The sequence below is a fragment of the uncultured Nostoc sp. genome, assembly GCF_964245445.1.
Taxonomy (GTDB): Bacteria; Cyanobacteriota; Cyanobacteriia; order Cyanobacteriales; family Nostocaceae; genus Nostoc.
The window spans coordinates 40,169-59,269 of the sequence record NZ_CAXTNE010000009.1; the positions used below are offsets into that span (position 1 = coordinate 40,169).

21 protein-coding genes and 1 tRNA gene are annotated in these 19,101 nt (G+C 38.6%); 14 read left to right on the forward strand and 8 right to left on the reverse strand.

What is annotated here, in order from left to right; all coding sequences use genetic code 11:
• Positions 1–5 precede the first annotated feature (5 nt).
• Positions 6–79: transfer RNA gene (locus ACFE90_RS02920), tRNA-Arg, on the reverse strand.
• Positions 80–113: 34 nt separating this feature from the next.
• Here ACFE90_RS02920 and moaC point away from each other — a divergent pair.
• Entirely contained in the window at positions 114–623 is a 510-nt protein-coding gene (moaC, locus tag ACFE90_RS02925) for a cyclic pyranopterin monophosphate synthase MoaC (protein ID WP_375497581.1), read from the forward strand.
• A gap of 65 nt (positions 624–688) precedes the next feature.
• Here the strand turns inward: moaC and ACFE90_RS02930 are convergent, their stop codons facing one another.
• Complete coding sequence (locus tag ACFE90_RS02930) at positions 689–1,360, reverse strand: Uma2 family endonuclease (protein ID WP_375497583.1); 672 nt, start codon at positions 1,358–1,360, stop codon at positions 689–691.
• Positions 1,361–1,484: 124 nt separating this feature from the next.
• Between ACFE90_RS02930 and ACFE90_RS02935 the strand changes: the two genes are divergently transcribed.
• The 3 genes from ACFE90_RS02935 (at position 1,485) to ACFE90_RS02945 (ending at position 2,666) form a co-directional block, all read left to right on the forward strand.
• Entirely contained in the window at positions 1,485–1,742 is a 258-nt protein-coding gene (locus ACFE90_RS02935) for a hypothetical protein (protein WP_375497585.1), read from the forward strand.
• Positions 1,743–1,861: 119 nt separating this feature from the next.
• Complete coding sequence (locus ACFE90_RS02940; protein ID WP_322736685.1) at positions 1,862–2,170, forward strand: DUF3181 family protein; 309 nt, start codon at positions 1,862–1,864, stop codon at positions 2,168–2,170.
• A gap of 280 nt (positions 2,171–2,450) precedes the next feature.
• Positions 2,451–2,666, forward strand: coding sequence for an acetyltransferase (locus tag ACFE90_RS02945; protein WP_322647980.1), 216 nt, complete (start codon positions 2,451–2,453; stop codon positions 2,664–2,666).
• A gap of 65 nt (positions 2,667–2,731) precedes the next feature.
• Here the strand turns inward: ACFE90_RS02945 and ACFE90_RS02950 are convergent, their stop codons facing one another.
• Together ACFE90_RS02950 and cobW are read right to left on the reverse strand one after the other, a co-directional pair.
• The gene (locus ACFE90_RS02950) at positions 2,732–3,202 is read right to left on the reverse strand and encodes an ABA4-like family protein (protein WP_375497587.1); all 471 of its coding nucleotides are present in this window, start codon (positions 3,200–3,202) and stop codon (positions 2,732–2,734) included.
• Between the two features lie 249 nt (positions 3,203–3,451).
• Positions 3,452–4,492 (reverse strand): cobalamin biosynthesis protein CobW, encoded by a 1,041-nt coding sequence (cobW, locus tag ACFE90_RS02955; RefSeq protein ID WP_375497589.1) that lies wholly within the window; start codon positions 4,490–4,492, stop codon positions 3,452–3,454.
• 107 nt (positions 4,493–4,599) lie between these two features.
• On the opposite strand from cobW, the gene ACFE90_RS02960 reads away from it, so the two are divergent.
• Positions 4,600–4,821: a hypothetical protein gene (locus ACFE90_RS02960; RefSeq protein ID WP_375497591.1), complete on the forward strand. Its 222-nt coding sequence runs from the start codon at positions 4,600–4,602 to the stop codon at positions 4,819–4,821.
• Between the two features lie 47 nt (positions 4,822–4,868).
• On the opposite strand, the gene ACFE90_RS02965 is transcribed toward ACFE90_RS02960, so the two are convergent.
• From ACFE90_RS02965 to ACFE90_RS02975, 3 genes are all read right to left on the reverse strand, one after another.
• Positions 4,869–5,210, reverse strand: a complete 342-nt coding sequence (locus ACFE90_RS02965; protein ID WP_375497593.1) for a hypothetical protein — start codon at positions 5,208–5,210, stop codon at positions 4,869–4,871.
• Positions 5,211–5,212: 2 nt separating this feature from the next.
• Positions 5,213–5,590 (reverse strand): hypothetical protein, encoded by a 378-nt coding sequence (locus ACFE90_RS02970; protein ID WP_375497595.1) that lies wholly within the window; start codon positions 5,588–5,590, stop codon positions 5,213–5,215.
• Between the two features lie 135 nt (positions 5,591–5,725).
• Entirely contained in the window at positions 5,726–6,442 is a 717-nt protein-coding gene (locus ACFE90_RS02975) for a heme oxygenase (biliverdin-producing) (protein ID WP_375497597.1), read from the reverse strand.
• A 695-nt stretch (positions 6,443–7,137) separates the two neighbouring features.
• On the opposite strand from ACFE90_RS02975, the gene ACFE90_RS02980 reads away from it, so the two are divergent.
• The 9 genes from ACFE90_RS02980 (at position 7,138) to hpsP (ending at position 18,359) form a co-directional block, all read left to right on the forward strand.
• Entirely contained in the window at positions 7,138–7,962 is an 825-nt protein-coding gene (locus ACFE90_RS02980) for a PIG-L deacetylase family protein (RefSeq protein ID WP_375497599.1), read from the forward strand.
• Between the two features lie 256 nt (positions 7,963–8,218).
• Positions 8,219–9,088: a hypothetical protein gene (locus ACFE90_RS02985; RefSeq protein WP_375497601.1), complete on the forward strand. Its 870-nt coding sequence runs from the start codon at positions 8,219–8,221 to the stop codon at positions 9,086–9,088.
• 368 nt (positions 9,089–9,456) lie between these two features.
• Positions 9,457–10,929, forward strand: a complete 1,473-nt coding sequence (gene glmM / locus ACFE90_RS02990; protein ID WP_375497603.1) for a phosphoglucosamine mutase — start codon at positions 9,457–9,459, stop codon at positions 10,927–10,929.
• Positions 10,930–11,162: 233 nt separating this feature from the next.
• Positions 11,163–11,930 carry a glycosyltransferase family A protein gene (locus ACFE90_RS02995; RefSeq protein WP_375497605.1) on the forward strand — a complete coding sequence of 256 codons (768 nt, stop codon included), beginning with the start codon at positions 11,163–11,165 and terminating at the stop codon, positions 11,928–11,930.
• Between the two features lie 36 nt (positions 11,931–11,966).
• Complete coding sequence (gene hpsL / locus ACFE90_RS03000; RefSeq protein WP_375497607.1) at positions 11,967–13,622, forward strand: hormogonium polysaccharide biosynthesis protein HpsL; 1,656 nt, start codon at positions 11,967–11,969, stop codon at positions 13,620–13,622.
• Positions 13,623–13,633: 11 nt separating this feature from the next.
• The gene (locus ACFE90_RS03005; protein WP_375497609.1) at positions 13,634–14,791 is read left to right on the forward strand and encodes a glycosyltransferase family 4 protein; all 1,158 of its coding nucleotides are present in this window, start codon (positions 13,634–13,636) and stop codon (positions 14,789–14,791) included.
• 136 nt (positions 14,792–14,927) lie between these two features.
• Positions 14,928–15,908: a hormogonium polysaccharide biosynthesis glycosyltransferase HpsN gene (gene hpsN / locus ACFE90_RS03010; RefSeq protein WP_375497611.1), complete on the forward strand. Its 981-nt coding sequence runs from the start codon at positions 14,928–14,930 to the stop codon at positions 15,906–15,908.
• 69 nt (positions 15,909–15,977) lie between these two features.
• Positions 15,978–17,153: a hormogonium polysaccharide biosynthesis glycosyltransferase HpsO gene (gene hpsO / locus ACFE90_RS03015; RefSeq protein WP_375497613.1), complete on the forward strand. Its 1,176-nt coding sequence runs from the start codon at positions 15,978–15,980 to the stop codon at positions 17,151–17,153.
• Positions 17,154–17,180: 27 nt separating this feature from the next.
• Complete coding sequence (gene hpsP / locus ACFE90_RS03020) at positions 17,181–18,359, forward strand: hormogonium polysaccharide biosynthesis glycosyltransferase HpsP (protein ID WP_375497615.1); 1,179 nt, start codon at positions 17,181–17,183, stop codon at positions 18,357–18,359.
• On the opposite strand, the gene ACFE90_RS03025 is transcribed toward hpsP, so the two are convergent.
• The coding region (locus ACFE90_RS03025) for a hypothetical protein (RefSeq protein ID WP_375497617.1) at positions 18,356–19,101 on the reverse strand (746 nt) is incomplete at its 5' end. The genes hpsP and ACFE90_RS03025 overlap by 4 nt on opposite strands.

Consider the following 19,101-nt stretch of genomic DNA (forward strand, 5'->3'; position numbering starts at 1 on the left):
AAAAACGGGCGAGGAGGGATTCGAACCCCCGACACCGTGGTCCGTAGCCACGTGCTCTAGTCCACTGAGCTACACGCCCTCACCGACAATCTATATTAACACGTTCTAACTAAATGGCGCAAGATAATTTTCCATCTAATTTTGCCAACTTAACCCATCTAGATCACCAAGGACAGGCGCAGATGGTAGATGTGTCTGATAAAGCACCCACCGTCCGCCAAGCAGTAGCTGCGGCCAATGTGCGAATGCTGCCAGCCACCTTCGCCGCCATTCAAGCCGGAAATATCCCAAAAGGGGATGTGTTGGCAACTGCAAGATTGGCTGGGATTATGGCAGCCAAGCAAACAGCCACTTTAATTCCTCTGTGTCATCCGTTGCCTTTGCAAAAAATCGCAGTCGAAATTATACCCGACCCCCAACTACCTGGTTATCAAATTCAAGCCACAGTCAAAACCAAAGCTGAAACTGGTGTAGAGATGGAAGCCTTAACTGCCGTTTCTGTGGCTGCCCTGACTTTATACGATATGGCAAAAGCCTTAGAAAAGTCGATTGAAATTGAATCAATTCGTTTAATAAGTAAAAGTGGCGGGAAATCAGGAGATTATTCTTTGCCAGAGCAATAGCCTATATTATTTTGGGGCATTGGGCATTGGTTATTAATTCTTCTTCTTTACTCCTTCATCCCCAGTTATGGGAGATTGTCAGGATCAATGCCGAAATTACGCAAATATGCTGCTAACTGTTCAGCCCGTTGACGTTCTTGTTCTAGCAATAACTCAGCCTTTTCTGCTCTTTGATTGAGTTCCAGGGAATTCAAAAATCTCTGTTCATCTGGACGGTAAATTACTAACTCTCCAAGGCCCGTTTGAAATCTAATTCCTAAGCGGGGACTAATCCAACCATCCATTTGCCATAGCTTATTCAAATGGTTGTTTTGCCGCAACCACCCATCTAGTTGAAAACTTTCAGGGTCGTATAAATAGTATTCTTCAACACCATAGGTATCGTAAAACTCCAGCTTCCGCTCCATCTCCTTGGTATCATTACTATAAGAAAGAATCTCAAAGACTACTTGCGGTGGAATATTATCTTCTTGCCACTGACGATAAGAACGACGTTTTCCCTTTGATCTACCGAAGACAACCATTACATCAGGTGCAGTTGGTGTAATCAGCCGAGAACGGACGGGATACCAGAGCAAATCTCCCGCAATCAAAATATTGTCATTATTAGCAAACAGAATCTCTAAATTCTCCTTAATCAAGACAATCCAACGATATTGCTCTGTATTGTCTGCCATTGGTTTGCCGTCACTATCTGGATAGAGGAGATCGGGGTCTATTTGCTCAAAGATCGTCATCTGATTTAACCCAGTGGCTCTTGACTTCCAATTCAATTATGACTGGTTGTAAGGGTCTAATAGCAACCACTGCCACAAAAACCTTAGAATAAATAAGGTGTATTTAAATCTGTAACAAATATTTATGCCTCCTCGTTGGCCTCGCAAACCCGATCGCAAAGACCCTGATTACCGCAAGATTGATGACCGGATGAATTTTGCCATGCATGTAGCGATCGCTGCTACTATCAATTCTGGCTTGTGGTTTTTCCACATATTGAAAGACACTACTTGGGAGTGGCTGCCTTGGGTGACTTTAAGTTGGACAGGAATAGTGTTGGTGCATCTGATTTATATTAGTGCGATCGCTAACTACACCGAAACTCCGCCAAAATCCACCTGAAGATGGATTACTCATGCTGGGGCGATTGTAACCTCTGGTAGTAGGATTAGGCTGTTAATTGAGCCATAATGTAAAAAAGCCTGAGATTTCGCACTTTTTCTTAATGTAGGGTTATTTTTATGGCTAAGACTAACACCACAGAACTACTAGAAGCCCTAGCAGCTGAAATTGGCGAAAACGTCTACATAGACGTTGCCAAATGGCATCTTTATTTATCTAATGCCAAACTGCATACAGTTGTTGCCGAGCAACTGTATCCCTTAATTACTTCCAACGCTGTCAATGAAGACCGAGTTTTACAAGTCTTGGGATCGATTCCAGTAAAAATTGGTGGCGGTAAACGTGAAGTTCCTTTAATCGATTTACTACCCCTGCAATGCCAAGTGACTTTAGTAGATATTTTGGAAAAATATCAACGTGATTTCTAATCGCTAAAATCAAGATTATCTTAGTTGGACAATTTTATTAATCAGCATTCTCTGATTCGATTTTAGCTTCGGAATTAAGTATTTATTTACTGTGTCGATTTTATAAAAATGAACTCCACAGATACACACAGATCAATCTCGTGTAATTTAGGTCTGGATATCTGATAAAAATTTCCTTTAACAATTAAGGAATCTCCGCGTTCAAAATCGATTGAGATTTGAGCGAGTTTATCTTGATACTCGCTTTGAACTTCCATGCAAACTCATTGAGGCAATTTCTATGCTTTTACAAGTCAAAGATAGTGGCGAATTGGTAAAGATTGTTGAGATTCAGGAATTAATTGACCCGAATAATGATGTTGTTCACGCAAAAGACCAAGAAGGTCAAGAAGAACAGCAACCTGAAAGTTTTAAAAAGGAAAATCTTGTTTTTCCTTCAGGTGAAGTTTTACCACGCTGTTGGTTAGATGCTGACTATAGGCACGACAACGCTTAATTGATTTTAAAATCAGGTAATTTGTAATAGGGTAGCACAGATGTGCTACCCTATTATGCGTCAGATTATGACGCAGCTTTTTCTCCTACCGTCGCCGTTTCATTCTGCTGAGATTTAGGGAAAAATGTCTTAATAATCCAGTCAGTTAAGATGTGAGACAGTAATCCCATAGGGCCAGCAAACAAACACAGTGCAAGGGAATGAATTGTCCAAATACCTGTTTTTTGCCCTTCCCAATAAATCCAGCGACCGACAAATAAATCCATCACTAAAAAATGAATCCAACCCGTTGCAGCAGCCGTTTCATCTGTAAAAAACCGCGCAATATCGGCTAATTGTGGATTTGATAACGCTTCGGCATTTTCTGGCGTAATGCTGTTGATAAACAAATACAAATACGCCCCTGCTAATAGTGTAAAAGGCAAATATGATGACATTATCTGCCGTGTAACTTTCCAATTTGGTAATAAAATTATCAATGCCCAAAAAGGCAAGACGAAAAGGTTGGCAACGTTAAATAGTTGGGAAATCGTCATATTTTTGTAAAGTGAAGAGTGAGAATTTAAGTTAGGAGTTAAAAGTGAAAAATTAGGAACTTTAAGTTATTAGTATTGTTTTTTATTTTGAATTAACTAATATATAATAGCAGAATAAATTTACCATTCTAAGTTGCTCCAAGCCGCGTAATAATCGATAGGCAAATGGCAAAATTACCTTGTTCAAGGTAAACAAACTTCTGCCACAATGTACTAGTTATTCCTAACCCGTAACTCCTAACTCCTAGCTCATAAAGCTACAAGTTGTGATTCGATTTCTGAAGACTTCAAATCACGTCCGATGAAAACTAAACGCGTTTGCCGTGCTTCTTCGGGTTTCCAGGGGCGATCGTAAAATTTATCAAATCGGGTTCCCACGCCTTGCATCACTAAGCGCATGGATTTATTTGGCACTGCCACGAAGCCTTTAATCCGGTAAATTTCTTGTTGTTGTGCTAATTTCTCTAACTGCTGTTGCAGCTTTTCTGGGTCGAAGGTACGATCCAAAATTAGATTAGTTGAGGTGATTTCTTCGTCGTGATTGTGATCTTCTTCGGTATCGTGATGACTGGGACGAGAATCTAAATTCTCTTCCACTGCGGCTTGGAATCCTAATAATATAGATGCGTCTAGTTGAGAACAATCGCTCTCGACAATCTTCACCACTCTGGGCAATTCTTGCTTAATCAATTCCTCAACTCTCGCTTTTGTCTCGGCATCTACCAAGTCAATTTTATTTAACACCACTAAGTCTGCACAAGCAAGTTGGTCTTCAAACAGTTCTTGCAAGGGTGTTTCGTGTTCTAGACTATCATCTGCTTGACGCTGGGCTGCGATCGCCTCTAGATCGCTAGCAAATGTCCCTGCTGCTACCGCCGCGCAATCTACCACGGTAATCACAGCATCCACAGTGGCGGCATTGCGAATTTCTTGCCAGCGAAAAGCCTTTATCAGTGGTTTTGGCAAGGCTAAACCAGAGGTTTCAATTAAAATGCAGTCGATGCTATCCCGTCGCTTGATTAACTCTTGCATCATCGGGTAAAACTCTTCCTGCACGGTGCAGCATAAGCAGCCATTGGTTAATTCAAAGATATTAGTGTCGCCCTCACCATCTTCCGGGCAAACTTGACAAGATTTTAACAATTCACCATCAATACCGAGTTCGCCAAATTCATTGACTACAACGGCAATGCGGCGTCCTTGATTGTTTTGTAGCAGATGGCGAATTAGGCTAGTTTTTCCACTACCTAAGAAGCCTGTAATTACTGTAACAGGAATTTTCGTAGCCATATTTTTGCCTGATGTCCTCAATATGGTAAGTTTTACGCATTACAAACTTAAATACTGAGATTAAGCTTGGTGTGAAGATTAACTTAGTTATTTTAAGCTGAAAGTCTATGGTAAGCCTGAAAATATTGCCGTTTTTGTTGAGTTTAGGTTTGCCTTTAATTCCTCAAATTATTGTCGCACAAACGATAGAGGAGTTTGAGCAAAAACCAATATCTGCCGAAGAAGTGAATTCTGGAGGCGTCAGCCCCAACTCTTGGAGACGCTGTTCGCATTCGGGGAAGTCAAAAGTCAAAAGTCAACTTCCCAATTATCATAAGCTGCAAGTTTAGCAACAAATTCCTTCTCTAGTTGTTGGCGTTGTTTCGGGGACTACATTCTAGTTGAGAGCAGATGCGATCGCATCCCCCAACTCTTTCAATGTTCTTTCTTTATCAAATTCAGCAGCCGCCCTTGCTGACTCGGCCAAAATTGTGTCAGTGTTAGGAGTTAACTTAAACGCCCCACCCAGATATCCAAGCGACTTACAGAAATTATCAGATAAATTACTTGCTGCCAATCGCTTCACAGTTTGGTAATCGCCCTCCATAAATGCGTTCAATGCTTTACAATGCAAGTTGCTTTGAGAATCTCGATCTTCTTTAACCAAAACCTTAAGAATTGCATTAACAGCTTGTTGAACTTTTTCTAGTGTAAGTTCTTGTTGTATAGCTTGCACCATTGTTATTTATCTCTTTTTAACCAATTATTAGATGTTTCACCAGCGACTTGAGGGGCATATAGTAATTCCCAATTTCGCTGTAAATGTTCATAAACGATCCTAGAAAGATACTGAGCAATTTTTGAGCCATCGTAATAAACAACTGTTCTCAGCAATACGTAGTTCTGCTTGATCAGAAAAATGTAATTTATATCTTTCCTATCCATCTTTGCAGGCAAGATGATACGTTTCAATGGATTTGGGAGAATTTCATGATTGATGATTGGAGTTTTATAGTCAGGTAAAGCCTCAAATCCTTGATTAACAACTGTTTCTAGCCAATCATCTATTCTTAAACATAATTGAGGGGCAATTTCCCCATGCTTGCTTTTACTAATCAAAAGCAGTCATAGGGCTATTGCCCCTAAATATTTTGAGCATCAATCGCTCTTTCCCCAGAAACACCTATGAATTATCCTTCATCAGGCTATCTGAAGTTATGACTCGACACACCAGACTCCGCAATCTCAACATAGTTACTCAGCTGTGACAAGTTCAGTACTACCGCGTGTACGACGCCGTGTGAGGCTATTGTAAAGCATTACCCCGATCGCCTTAATCAAATTGCCTTCCAATTCTTGGAACATCGTCATGTTCATGCCAAAGGCGGCGTTAGCTTCATCAACGATGCGATCAGTAGTAGCCTCATCGAGGGGTAATTCATCTAAAGTTTGACGATATTTAGCTTTGAATGCCTTTTCGTCAGGAATCTCTGGAAACTCATAAAAGGCTGTTCCTTGTCCATCAGACAAATTCATCGCCGTTACAGCAATATTTTTGAGAATTTGTCCCCCGGATAAATCACCCAAGTAACGAGTATATGAATGAGCGATTAACAGTTCCGGTTCTATGGCAGATATTTCTCGGATGCGTTTTACATAAGCTTCACCTGCGGGAGATAGCTTGATTTGCTCTCTCCAGTTAGCCCCAAAGTAATAACTCAGGTCTTGCTCTAAAGTATACTTGCGGTTTAGCTGGGGAAAATTAATTTTAGAAAGAATTGCGTGCTGGCGATGCTTTTCCATTTCCTCTTCCATCGCTGAGTAGACGAAGTAGAAGTTAGCAACTAGTTTCCGGTAAGAGTTTTTCTCGACTACTCCTCTTAAAAAGCACTTGACAAAACCTACATTTTCTGCCATTGTGTGGGCTTTCTTAGTGCCTACACGTAATTTGGTTGCTAAATTGCTGCTCATACTAAATTTCTCAACTTTTAAAAAGTTAACTGCCGGAGTTTTAATTCACTAACGGCTAAAAAAGCCATTAAAACGTTACCTTAAAACTATTTGATGAGAATTTATATTAAAATTTTTTAAGCTGCAATACTTATGTAGTTTTTTATACAGTGATTATCTAAGGAAATAATTGCCCTGTACGCATAAAAATTACTTCCCCACCATTGCCCATTCCCTATTTTCCAGTCAGAAAATCAGCTTTTGTGTTTTCAAAATTACGAAAGCAATAACACGCAACAATTGTGTAGATTTTTAATTTAAGGTAACTTCATACTCAAATAAAACATCTCTTAATCTTCATATTAATTTTATCCAGATGAATGTTTAAATAATAAATTAGCGAGTTCTTATTATCTCAGTAGTTCTCTCAAAAAATCCATAAATCAATACTAAATTAAGTACAGATACTGAGGAGCATACAATATGCAAGTGATATATTACAAATAGATTAACTGAGGAAAAAACGTATATTTTCATTATTAATAATGTACTATATAGCAGGTTGTAACTCAGTGATTTACTTGATTTAAGTCTCAATTCCAGACATAGAAACTGTTTTACTTGTGACTACTGATATATTAATTATGCTGCAACTACCAATCAATTAAATTTGAACCTTTGAGCTAGTTAATTCCAATAAATATTACATAAACAATATGGGAAATATTTTAAATCGTTTAAAGGTTAGTTTGCATAACAAGCTATGGCTGTTTAACTACCGATTACGAGAACTTCAGATCCGGCTACAGTTCTACTGGCTTTTGTATCGAGGTAGTCAACCGCTAAATGTTAGCGATAAATCGCTGATTGTGTTTGCTCCTCACCAAGATGATGAAGCACTGGGCTGTGGTGGAATTATTGCACTCAAGCGAGAACAAGGTGTACCTATTAAGGTTGTTTTTGTCACGGATGGAGGGGGTTCTCATCAAGGTAATCCCAAGATTAGCCGCTCTGAAATTATTCAAATTCGCAAACAAGAAGCACTGACAGCTTTAAACATTCTGGGTGTTGATTCAAAAGATATTCACTTTCTTGATAAATCTGATGGCTCACTACACAAGATGACAGAAGCCGAACAGCAGCAAACCATTGAAGAAATGGCGCAATTGTTGCATACCTTTCAGCCTCAAGAAGTTTACGTAACTCACAAAAAAGATCGGAGTCGAGACCATGAGATTACTTATCAACTTGTTAAGACCGCGATTATTAAAGCTGGAGTGAAGGTTGATTTGTGGGAGTATGCCATCTGGTTGCTTTGGAAATCTTTACTATTTCGGGATCTCAAGTTGGACGAATTGGCAGGTGCTTATCGATTATCTATTCACACAGTGCAATCCAAAAAAAATGAGGCGATCAAAACCTATCGTTCTCAATATTTACCTATAGATGCTGAATCTAGTGCGGTACTACCTCCCGGTTTTCTCTGGCGGTTCTTCTTACCTCATGAGGTTTTTTTCAAATCAGAATTGCCAAAGCTATAGCTTTCTCTTTTGGAATTTGAAAAAATTAAATTGCGTTTAACTTTGTTTGAATGAATAAGGCAGAAACAAATTAGTGGAAGATTCGGAACAAGCACTTTTCTTTTAATCACTAAATCTTAGATTTAATGTGGTTTTTAGCTATTTATTAATATCTAGCTTATTTGTGATGGTTTTTCACATAAATTAATAGCTTGTAAAAAGAAAATAGCTACTTTTAAAGTCTCAATCTCTTTATTGAAAAATAACAGGAAAATAAATGATTCAATCAAAAAAAGACTTTTGCTTTTGTACTTTAGCACTAGGAAAAAAATATAGTGCTCTTGCTTCATTATTAGCAAAAGATATAGAGATATATTCCCCAAACACTTCTTTTATTATCTTAACTGATCATCCTGAAGAATTTAGTAAATATTCTCAAGTTTTAGTTTTTAAGCATCAACAACAGGGCGTCAAGTGTTACCACGATAAAAGATTTGTAATTGCAAAAGCTTTGTCACTCTTTAATTCGTGTATATTCATCGACTCAGATATGCGAATCTTGACACCAGTGCCAGAAGATATGCAATGGCTGTTAACACCAGGAATTAGCGCTAGAGCTTGTATGGATATGCCAAAAAAATTTACTAAAGTTCTTGCAGGAACTGCTAGTAGTAAATTTGTGAGAGAATTTACAGTTGTTAAAAATGCAACAAAAGTTCTTAATTTAGAAACAAGTTGGAAAGATATTAGTTTTGTTCATGAGTACTTATTCTCAGTCACTAAAGATTCAGGTAAAGAAATTGAGTTTTTGCAACAATGGGATATGCTTGCTAATTACTTTGAGCTAAATGGAATTTATGAAGGTGAAGGGAGTGCAATAGGTTTAGCTGCTTATAAAGCTGGGCTGGCAGTTAGATGGAGTGAGATGGAAGGCATTTCATTTTTCAATAATAAAATTGAGTTAGTAAAAATTAGCAAGGGTCAATCAAATAGGGATGAAATTTCTCAGTATTTTGAAGAGCACAAAAATATTTTATACCCGAAGCGCTCTTTCATGAGCAAAGCTATAGATAAACTTGGAAAAGCAATTATGCATTTTTACAGAAAAATGCGGTTCAGAATTGTTCGCTCTTCTTTGTTAAACTGATATCTGAACACTGTTATCCAAGTTGAAAAATCAGGTTTTTAGGCAAAAAATCTAGGTTCTTGGCTTCGCAATTGCAAGAAACTCAATTTTCTTTTAAAACTAGCTTTGAGAGCATCCCATTAACGCGATCGCTATCATATCGCCTAGCATGAAAAATGCGAGTTCCGTTAAATGACAGTTTTTTATAGATTTAGATCAGAACTTCAAAGGGGACTTACCCTACGGAACGCTACGCGAAGGTTGTTTAGCCACTAATTCCAGTCATTCGGTTTTGTGGTTCAAGATTTGAGAAAAAGTTTTCTGTCAGAATTGTTGAATCAAGTGTTAAATGCTATTTTCTAGTGTGATTGTGTGGAGTATTGAAACAGATGGTTTCATTTATAACTCGGACACCGGGCATTCCGGGGGATTCTGCTTCTGAAATTGACGGATTGGGGAAAGGGATTGAGAGCAGTTTTGAACTAAATTTAATCCAATTACCAGCAAATCCCTTATTTGGCACAGATGGGATTCGGGGACGAGTGGGAGAATTGCTGAGTGCGCCCCTAGCATTGCAAGTTGGTTTTTGGACGGGGATTGTTTTACGTAACCATGCTACTCAAGTAGGGCCAGTCATTCTCGGACAAGATTCTAGAAATTCCAGCGATATGCTGGCTATGGCTTTGAGTGCAGGGTTAACAGCAGCAGGGTTAGAGGTTTGGTATTTGGGATTATGCCCCACTCCTTGCATTGCCTATCTCACCAGTATCAGTGATGCCATTGGCGGAGTGATGATTTCTGCCAGCCACAATCCCCCAGAAGACAATGGTATTAAAATTTTTAGTGCCAATGGTGGGAAGTTACCCCAAATATTGCAGGCAGAAATTGAAGCCGGACTGCGTGGCAAAATATCACCTATTGCTAGAGTGAGTAATTGGGGACGGCATTACTCCCGTTTCGAGTTAGTGGGGCATTATAGCGAGGCGTTGAAAAAACCCTTGAACAGTGCCATAAAGCTTCAGGGGATAAAGATTGTTTTAGATTTAGCATGGGGTGCAGCAGTCGGGTTAGCACCAGCAGTATTTACAGAAATGGGGGCAGAGGTAATCTGCTTGCATAACGAAGCAGATGGCGATCGCATTAATGTTAACTGCGGTTCCACACACCTTGATATTCTTGCAGGCACAGTAAAAGAACACAACGCTGATATCGGCTTTGCCTTTGATGGCGATGCCGATCGCGTCTTAGCAGTAGATAATACAGGAAGGCAAGTTAACGGCGATTATATTCTCTACCTATGGGGACGACACTTAAAACAAAACCAACAATTGCCAGATAACCTGATTGTATCTACAGTCATGGCCAACTTAGGCTTTGAGAAAGCTTGGCAGCAAATTGGTGGTAACTTAATTCGTACCGCAGTCGGCGACCAATACGTACAAGCCGAAATGTTGCGGACTGGGGGAATGCTAGGCGGCGAACAATCAGGTCATATTCTTTGCCGTCATTATGCCGTAACTGGAGATGGCTTGTTAACAGCATTACATATAGCAGCTTTGGTGAAAGAGGCAGGTGTTCCCTTTAGTGAATTAGTAGATCAAAGCTTCCAGACCTATCCGCAATTGTTGCGAAACGTGCGAGTTGTAGATCGCGATCGCCGTTTGGGATGGCAAGATTGTCGACCTGTGCAAGAAGCGATCGCTCTTGCTGAAGCTGCAATGGGTAATTCCGGCAGAATTTTGGTTCGCGCCTCTGGCACAGAGCCAGTAATCAGGGTTATGGTAGAAGCTGCCAATCCCGAACTTACCAACTATTGGACAAATGAATTAGTTTCCAAAGTTCAACAGCATCTGATGGACTAAATTAGCTATTATCTCAGCTTTTAACAAGCGCCAATTTCACGTCGCAGCTTCTACTAATGACCAAGGCTGGTTAATTTGTAGAAGCTGTGACATTTGTATTTGCATTATTAGATCATGCCCGACTTTTTACTTTTCAACAAAACTCACCGCGTCAAGATAATTAGTCTTGCCATCACTCTGAACGTGTTATTATTTATTTCGAGATTCTTAGCTATATGTTCTAAAATAATATTATGCTTATTTTTGTTATCCCACTCAAAAGTGCAAAAGTTTCCAATTCCTGGGAACGTGTTACACAATTATTTGAAAGATGCATTAAATCAGTTTGCAATCAAACTTCACCTAATTTTCACGTTATTGTTGTTTGTCACGAAAAGCCAAAAATAGAATTCACTCATTCTCATATCACATATATTACAGTTGATTTTTCCCCTCCAAACGAAACTAACCCTGTAGCTAAAGGAGATACAGATAAAGGGCGTAAAATATTAAAAGGATTGGTTTCTGCTCGTCAATTTTCTCCCACTCACACTATGACAGTTGATGCTGACGATTGTGTTAGTAAAAATTTAGCCAAATTTATTCAACAATATCCAGATTATAATGGATGGTTTATAAATAAAGGTTATAAATATCAAGAAGGCAGTAATTACATATATATTAAAAGAAACAATTTTTATAAGATGTGCGGCAGTTGTAACATTATCCGATATGATTTAAATGATTTGCCTGAAGCCGCAGAATATAATCGTGGCTATGGATACTATAGATATTATATAGACCACGCTAAAGTCAGAGATATTTTAAAGAACAGAGCAAAACCCATTAAATCATTACCATTTCCAGGTGCAGTTTATATATTGGACACAGGAGAAAATCTTTTTGATAATTCAAAAAGATTAAAATTTAACATTTTTAATCGCAAATTATTAAATCAATCATTTATGGATGAATTCGGATTGTACGATTTACAGCAATCTAGAGAAATTTGTCAACTATAATATATTTCCTTGAGGCTGATAGGCTACAGCACCATTATGCTGAAAAGAAAATCAAAATCCCAACCATCTAAAAAAGCGAAAAAGCAGGCTAAAAAGGAAACTTCTACCCTTAATCTTAAAGAACAGTTAGCCCAAAAACGCAAAGCAGCCCAAGCACGTAAAGAACTCACTAGCTTACTCACCACCGCCACCTTTGGCGGTGTCTTCGTTGGCATTATGCTTTTTTTCGTAGGTGGAATTAAAGCAGCAGTCCCTGGTGTCTTGGGGATAATTATCATATCCCTTTCCTACAAATACCCGCGTCAAGCGCTATATGCCTTCATCATTTACGTACCTATTGGGGGTACTATCACTTACTACTTGGGCAATAGTCCCATACTCCAATTAGCTAAAGATGCCTTTTACGTTCCAGCCCTAATTGGACTTTGGCAGACTTGCCGTAAACAGGGGCTACCCCTAATTATTCCCCAAGGCATTAAAATCCCACTTTATATTGTTTTAGGTTGCAGTCTGCTGACACTATTATTTATTAATGGTGGACAGCAGTTTAACCCCCCTAGCGTCGGATTATTGGAAAAAGCACCCCAAGAAATACCATTAGGTATGGGAATTCTGGGACTGAAAGTATTTTTAGGCTATGTCCCCTTGATTGGTTGTGCTTACTATCTAATTCGTGATAAACGGGATTTTCTATTTTTATCGCGCCTCCAGATTGTCCTTACACTAATTTGCTGTGTGCTGGGATTTATTCAATACCTATTACTACTAACTGGTGTATGTCAAGGCACTAGAGGTCTTGAAGGAAATGCTCTATTTGTCACATCATTAGAAGCCCGTTGTTATTTTGGTGGAGCGCTCTTATATAGTCCCGAAGAAGGAGTCATTCGCCTACCAGGGACATTTGTAGCTCCTTGGCAGTGGGCATGGTTCTTAATTTCTAGCACCTTTTTTACCTTTGCCACTGGCTTCACCGACCCCTCCGCAATATGGCGACTGGTTGGTTTAGGTTCTTTAGTAACAGTTTTTATCAATGCTGTAATTTCTGGACAGAGAATCGCCTTAGCTTTAGTACCAATCTGCTTTGGAATTTTGCTATTGCTCACCGGTCAAATTGGCAACCTGAAAAGATTTATCCCCATAGGGATAGGACTTGCCCTAGTTCTGGGAATAGCAATGGTGACTAACCCTGCTGTTGTTCAAGAGAGAACCGAAAGTTTTACAGGACGATGGGAGGCTTCACCACCTCAAGATTTTATCGTTCAACAATTTCAAGAAAATTGGAAAAACGTAGATGGACCATTAGGAAGTGGCTTAGGTCGAGCAACTAACTCTGCCCGCGTAATGGGTGAAACTAAGCTAGTGGAAACCTACTATCCCAAAGTACTTTTTGAAGTGGGAATTATTGGAGTGCTAGCTTTTCTGGGTTTGGTCACTAGTTTAACAATTATTGGCTTTAAAACCTATCGCTCCATAAAGAACCGTAATTTCCGCAGTTACGGAGCGGCTTTGTGGGTGTTTATATTGTTTATTAGCTACAACACCTATTACTATCCTCTGGATGTTGATCCAGTTGCTGTCTATTATTGGTTTTTTGCAGGAGTTCTTTTTAAATTGCCAGAACTGGAGAAACAAGATATAGAAGATGCTAACCCTCAGCAAAAGAATAAGAAAAAACGTCTAAAAACAATTTAAATGAAAGAAAAATGGCAAAAGTTATCATAGTAGGTCAAAAGCACCTCAGCATTCCAAATCTACCTCGAAATTCTCGGCATATACTCATCCGTCCCAAGCCTTTCCCCGCAGGCAGATATCCTATAGAAAAAATTTGGTATCCTTTGAGCAGCTTTTTTCCCTGGCAACCTGTATGGGGAAGATACCAAGTTATTCATTCTTTCAACAAAGTTTTATATACAAACAAACCTTGGTTTCTCACCTTTGAGGATCATCGTTTTTTATATAGAAATCCTCAAAATCAAGGTGAAGCTGTAATTTATGAATTGTTAAATAATCGATTAGCATTAGAAAATTGCAAAAAACTTATAGCTATCTCAGATTATGCCAAATTGAGATTAATTAAGCGAATGGAAGATTGGAAGATTAAAGAAAAAATAAGTAAGAAGTTGGATGTAATCCATCCAAGCTTTCCAGTAAAAGTTAACGAATCGAAACTTTATCAACAACAGCAAAACCTCCAGCTTATATTTATAGGAAATCACATTGCCCGCAAAGGTGGGATTGTTGCTTTAAGACTTGCTAAAAAAGCTGAAAAATTAGGTTTACCTATTACTATACATATAATTTCTGATCTGGGGCGTGGTTCAGGAGTCCCGACAGATTTCCCCGATGAAACCAAATATGTAGAAGATTTAAAGCTATTAGATTTAAATAATGTTGTCTTTCATAAAAATCTTCTTAATGACAAAGTTATTGAGTTATTATCGCAAAGTCATTTTCAATTAATGGCGACATTACATGATACTTACGGTTATAGTATAATAGAAGGTTTTTCAGTTGCAACTCCGGCAATTACAACAAATGTATGTGCTTTACCAGAGTTTATTCGTCATGGCGAAAATGGCTATATTCTAAAGTTACCAATTAATGAAAATAGGCACTGGAGCAATTGGCTGTATGAAGAGAAAACTAAAACTAATGAATATTGGGAAATTTTAAATAGCACTTATGATTATTTGGCAGAGGAAGCATTGCAACAAATCATTCAATTTTTTGATAGAAGTGATAAAAAAGAACATTACGAATTTTTAAGTGCAGGAGCGTTAGCTCAAGCGCAAATTGTGCATAATTCTGAAAAGCAAAATGAGTTATTTGATGAGCTTTATGCAGCAGTGGCGGGAGTATAAAGAATTAAAGACAATCTTAAACTGTCCTTCGGCTATTGACTGAATTTAAATTAAGGCAATAGTAGCTTAGTCAAGTAAATGAAAATTAAGTTTTATAAGGTTATTATCAAAGTAGAAAAATCACTTAATAAAAATCATGGATAATTGGCCATTAATTACTGTGGTTATCCCGACCTATGGTCGAGAGGAAGCCCTACGGGATAGCATTGTAGATGTTTTGAAACAAGACTATCCAAATTTTGAAGTTTTAGTGGTAGACCAAACCGTAAAACACCAGCCAGAAATTCAAGCCTATCTAGAAGAGATGGCGGGGGCAGGTAAAATTAAGTGGTTGCGCTTAGATTGGGCAAGTTTGCCAGGAGCGCGAAATTATGCAGTGCGGCGGTCATCTGGTGAAATAATATTATTTATTGATGATGATGTTCAGCTAACCCCAAAATTGTTAGCAGCCCATGCGAAAAATTATTTACAAAATCCAGAGGTGGGGGCTGTAGCCGGTCGGGTATTTGACAGAATGAAATTGGGTGATTCTGGAGGAGATTTACAGATTGAATATCTGCCTCCCCAAGCTATGGACCCAGGAATTGCTTGGTATCATATTGATTTAGTACATACCATCAAACCCCAGCAAGTACTGACAGCGAGGGGTTGCAATATGTCATTTCGCCGCGAAATTTTTACTAAGTACGGACTGAGGTTTGATGAGAGGTTTCGTGGTAGTGCAGTGCGCGAAGAGTCAGATTTTTGTTTGCGGGTGCGACAGACGGGGTATAAAATTTGGTACGACCCAGAAGCCCATTTGGTGCATTTAGGCGAAGAAACAGGGGGTTGTCATGATATTAGTATGCGATCGCTCAAATATCAACTCACCTTTTATCACAACCATTTTTTACTAGGGCTAAAAAACCTTACTGCTAGTCAAGCTTTACGCTTATACGCCCGTTTATTTGACTGTCACGTTCTGGGACGCCCACCTTGTCACAAAAGCGGTTCCCCCATCAAAATTGCCACTCGCGCTATTTTCTACACTTTGGGTTTTTTCAAAGCCTTGGGTACTGTCATTGAATCACTATGGAACGATGGTCAAATTTACAGTCGTTTGGATGAACAAGTTTAGTTAGAAGTTAGGAGTTAGGGAATAACAAAGAATAGCTGACAAAGAATAAATATTAACTAATAAATATCAATGAAAATATTAGTTGCTAGTCACACTTATATCGTAGACCTCAACTGTGAAAAACTACGTGCTTTATCTCAACTAGAACCGGAAATTGAAGTAACAGTTGTAGTCCCAAAGCGCTGGAAACCCGGTGGCGTACAAAATAGAATTATTGAAACTGAATACCGCGATGAAGGTACATTTAGAATAGTTCCTGTTTCTAATTTCAGTCAAAATCATCAGGGACTCCTTACCTTTGGATCTGATTTGATATCTTTGTTAAAAGAATTTCGTCCCCAAATTATCCAAGTTGAACAAGGGTCTAGGGGGCTAGCTTATACTCAGATGATTGTCTTAAATCAGCTATTAGGACTCAAGGCAAAAAATGTATTTTTTACTTGGTGGAATTTAGCATATCATCTGAAATTACCAGTTGCTTTATTAGAAAAATATAACCTTAATCACAGCCACGGGATTATTTCTGGCAATCAAGATGGAGCAGAAGTTTTGCGGCAACGGGGATATAAAGGGGCAATTAAAGTTATGCCGCAACTGGGTGTAGACGAAAGTTTATTTACTCCCAAGGCTCAACCAGAGTTAGCAGCTAAGTTGGATATTAAAAAAGAAGATTTTATCGTAGGTTTTGTTGGACGATTTGTGCAAGAGAAGGGTTTGTTAACGCTTTTGCAAGCCTTAATCACGTTGAAAGATAAACTTTGGAAATTACTTCTACTGGGACGAGGAGAGTTACAAAGTCAATTAATCAAAATCGCGTCAGAAAACAATATTGAAGAACGATTAATTTTGGTAGAAAGTGTTCCCCATAACGAAGTTGTAAACTATATCAATTTAATGAGTACTTTAGTACTGCCTTCAGAAACAACTCACAATTTTAAAACCTTAACTTCTGTTGGCTGGAAAGAACAATTTGGTCACGTACTAATTGAGGCAATGGCCTGCCAAGTACCTGTGATTGGTTCTGATTCTGGTGAAATTCCCTATGTAATTGGCGATGATGGTTTAGTATTTCCTGAAGGAGATGCTCAAGCTCTTGCTAATTGCTTAGTTCAATTAATGGATAAACCAGGTTTTGCTCATACTCTTGGTGAAATGGGTTATCAAAAAGCAATGATTAAATATACAAACAAAGCTTTGGCTAAACAGCAATTAGAGTTCTATCAAAATTTAGTCATTAGTCATTAGTGAATACAAAGGACAAATGACAAAAAAATGAAAATATTACAAATTGTTCCCTCAATTTCTCTAATTTACGGCGGTCCAAGTCAAATGGTATTAGGATTAGCTCCAGCTTTAGTAAAAGAGGGAGTGAAAGTTACAATTCTCACAACTGATAGTAATGGTGATAATGGTCAAACACCTCTGGATGTTCCTTTAAATCGGTCTATTAAACAAAATGGCTATGAAATAATTTACTTTCGTTGCGCCCCATTTCGTCGCTACAAATTTTCCCTAAATTTATTAAACTGGCTAAAACGTCATGCTCACGAGTTTGACATAGCACATATTCATGCTCTATTCTCTCCCATAAGTAGTGCTGCTGCTATTGTGTGTCGTCAGCAAAAGCTACCTTATATTTTTCGTCCTTTAGGTACTCTCGATCCGGCTGATTTACGGAAGAAAAAACTATTAAAACAGCTTTATGTCGCAATTATAGAACGTCAAAATTTAGCTGGTGCAGCAGCAATTCATTTTACTAGTGAGCAAGAAGCTAAAATATCAGAACGATTTGGAGTATCTACGCCAGATTTGATGATTCCGTTAGGTGTAATTCCCCCTCAATCGCCCGTTAAAAATGTATATAGTCAGTTAGAAATACCAGAGGATGTGCCTTTAGTATTGTTTATGTCACGAATTGATCCGAAAAAGGGGTTAAATTTGTTGATTCCGGCGCTAGAGAAGCTGTTAGCGGTTGGTTATAAGTTTCATTTTGTTTTAGCTGGAACAAATCCCCAAGAGCCAGATTATGAAAAAAAGATAATATCTCAAATTCAAAATTCACCACTGCGATCGCACACTACAATTACTGGCTTTGTCACTGGTGAGTTAAAAGTTAGTTTACTACAAGCGGCTGATTTATTTGTCTTGCCTTCCTACTATGAAAATTTTGGGATTGCTGTAGCTGAAGCAATGGTAGCAGGTATACCCGTAGTCATTTCTGACCAAGTTCATATTTGTCAACAGATACGTGATAGTGAGTCGGGTTGGGTGGGTGCAACAGATGTCCAAGAATTGTTAGAGTTACTGCAAGAAGCTTTGCAAAATCCCGCAGAACGCCAACGACGGGGATTAAACGCCCAAAAATATGCATTGGAAAATTTTAGCTGGGATGCGATCGCTAGGCAAACAATCCAAACCTACCAGAAAATTCTGGACAACAAACTAATTTAACCCAACGCAGACAACAGCAGTTTTTGCCAAATAGGCGCTAGAACTGCTTTGACAACGATATCCGCAATCACAAAACCAATCCCAATCAACATATAAGTTTTCGGAAAGGGAGATTTAGGAACTTCGCCTCTAATGCGAGTTACTAGATTTAATCCTAATGCAGCTAAAGCTACACCAGTTGCAATAAACCCGATTATTCGCAAAATTGACCAAGGATACCACCCTAAAATAGCTGCTAAACAAGGTTTAGCACTAACTTTTACCAATTCTGCAACATAAAAGTTCATGTAATTCAACATCCAAGTGCCAAATATTAATGCCATGCTACTAATAGTTACAACGCAGAGAATACAAAAAATCCCGTAGTGCAATAAATGGTCTGGTAAAAATAAATTGAGTGAACCTTCCATACCTTCTCCCGTGCGAATCCAGTACAACATCTCTGTAGTGTATGATTGTCCACGGAGGATGACTTTTGCTGCTGTTTGTGGTGCGCTCGCTGTTGCTACAATTACGGCAATACTCTGCAAAACTCCCCACAATAACATCCACCAAAAAGCACTTTTATATTGTTGACGACGCACTTGTAAAAAGAAAATGGGATAGGGAACAGCAGCACCTAAAATCGGCATCAACCAGGGAACTCCAAAAACAAAACTCGCTGTTGTGCTGAAGATAACACCAATAACTAAAAAGATTAATATGATCATTAGTAAAAAGGGCAGGGGAGTAGGGAATGGGG

What these genes read in the sequence shown, in the direction of transcription:
- moaC (WP_375497581.1), top strand. Translation starts at nt 114, where the DNA reads ATGGCGCAAGATAATTTTCCATCTAATTTTGCCAACTTAACCCATCTA.
- ACFE90_RS02930 (WP_375497583.1), bottom strand. Translation starts at nt 1,360, where the DNA reads ATGACGATCTTTGAGCAAATAGACCCCGATCTCCTCTATCCAGATAGT.
- ACFE90_RS02935 (WP_375497585.1), top strand. Translation starts at nt 1,485, where the DNA reads ATGCCTCCTCGTTGGCCTCGCAAACCCGATCGCAAAGACCCTGATTAC.
- ACFE90_RS02940 (WP_322736685.1), top strand. Translation starts at nt 1,862, where the DNA reads ATGGCTAAGACTAACACCACAGAACTACTAGAAGCCCTAGCAGCTGAA.
- ACFE90_RS02945 (WP_322647980.1), top strand. Translation starts at nt 2,451, where the DNA reads ATGCTTTTACAAGTCAAAGATAGTGGCGAATTGGTAAAGATTGTTGAG.
- ACFE90_RS02950 (WP_375497587.1), bottom strand. Translation starts at nt 3,202, where the DNA reads ATGACGATTTCCCAACTATTTAACGTTGCCAACCTTTTCGTCTTGCCT.
- cobW (WP_375497589.1), bottom strand. Translation starts at nt 4,492, where the DNA reads ATGGCTACGAAAATTCCTGTTACAGTAATTACAGGCTTCTTAGGTAGT.
- ACFE90_RS02960 (WP_375497591.1), top strand. Translation starts at nt 4,600, where the DNA reads ATGGTAAGCCTGAAAATATTGCCGTTTTTGTTGAGTTTAGGTTTGCCT.
- ACFE90_RS02965 (WP_375497593.1), bottom strand. Translation starts at nt 5,210, where the DNA reads ATGGTGCAAGCTATACAACAAGAACTTACACTAGAAAAAGTTCAACAA.
- ACFE90_RS02975 (WP_375497597.1), bottom strand. Translation starts at nt 6,442, where the DNA reads ATGAGCAGCAATTTAGCAACCAAATTACGTGTAGGCACTAAGAAAGCC.
- ACFE90_RS02980 (WP_375497599.1), top strand. Translation starts at nt 7,138, where the DNA reads ATGGGAAATATTTTAAATCGTTTAAAGGTTAGTTTGCATAACAAGCTA.
- ACFE90_RS02985 (WP_375497601.1), top strand. Translation starts at nt 8,219, where the DNA reads ATGATTCAATCAAAAAAAGACTTTTGCTTTTGTACTTTAGCACTAGGA.
- glmM (WP_375497603.1), top strand. Translation starts at nt 9,457, where the DNA reads ATGGTTTCATTTATAACTCGGACACCGGGCATTCCGGGGGATTCTGCT.
- ACFE90_RS02995 (WP_375497605.1), top strand. Translation starts at nt 11,163, where the DNA reads ATGCTTATTTTTGTTATCCCACTCAAAAGTGCAAAAGTTTCCAATTCC.
- hpsL (WP_375497607.1), top strand. Translation starts at nt 11,967, where the DNA reads ATGCTGAAAAGAAAATCAAAATCCCAACCATCTAAAAAAGCGAAAAAG.
- ACFE90_RS03005 (WP_375497609.1), top strand. Translation starts at nt 13,634, where the DNA reads ATGGCAAAAGTTATCATAGTAGGTCAAAAGCACCTCAGCATTCCAAAT.
- hpsN (WP_375497611.1), top strand. Translation starts at nt 14,928, where the DNA reads ATGGATAATTGGCCATTAATTACTGTGGTTATCCCGACCTATGGTCGA.
- hpsO (WP_375497613.1), top strand. Translation starts at nt 15,978, where the DNA reads ATGAAAATATTAGTTGCTAGTCACACTTATATCGTAGACCTCAACTGT.
- hpsP (WP_375497615.1), top strand. Translation starts at nt 17,181, where the DNA reads ATGAAAATATTACAAATTGTTCCCTCAATTTCTCTAATTTACGGCGGT.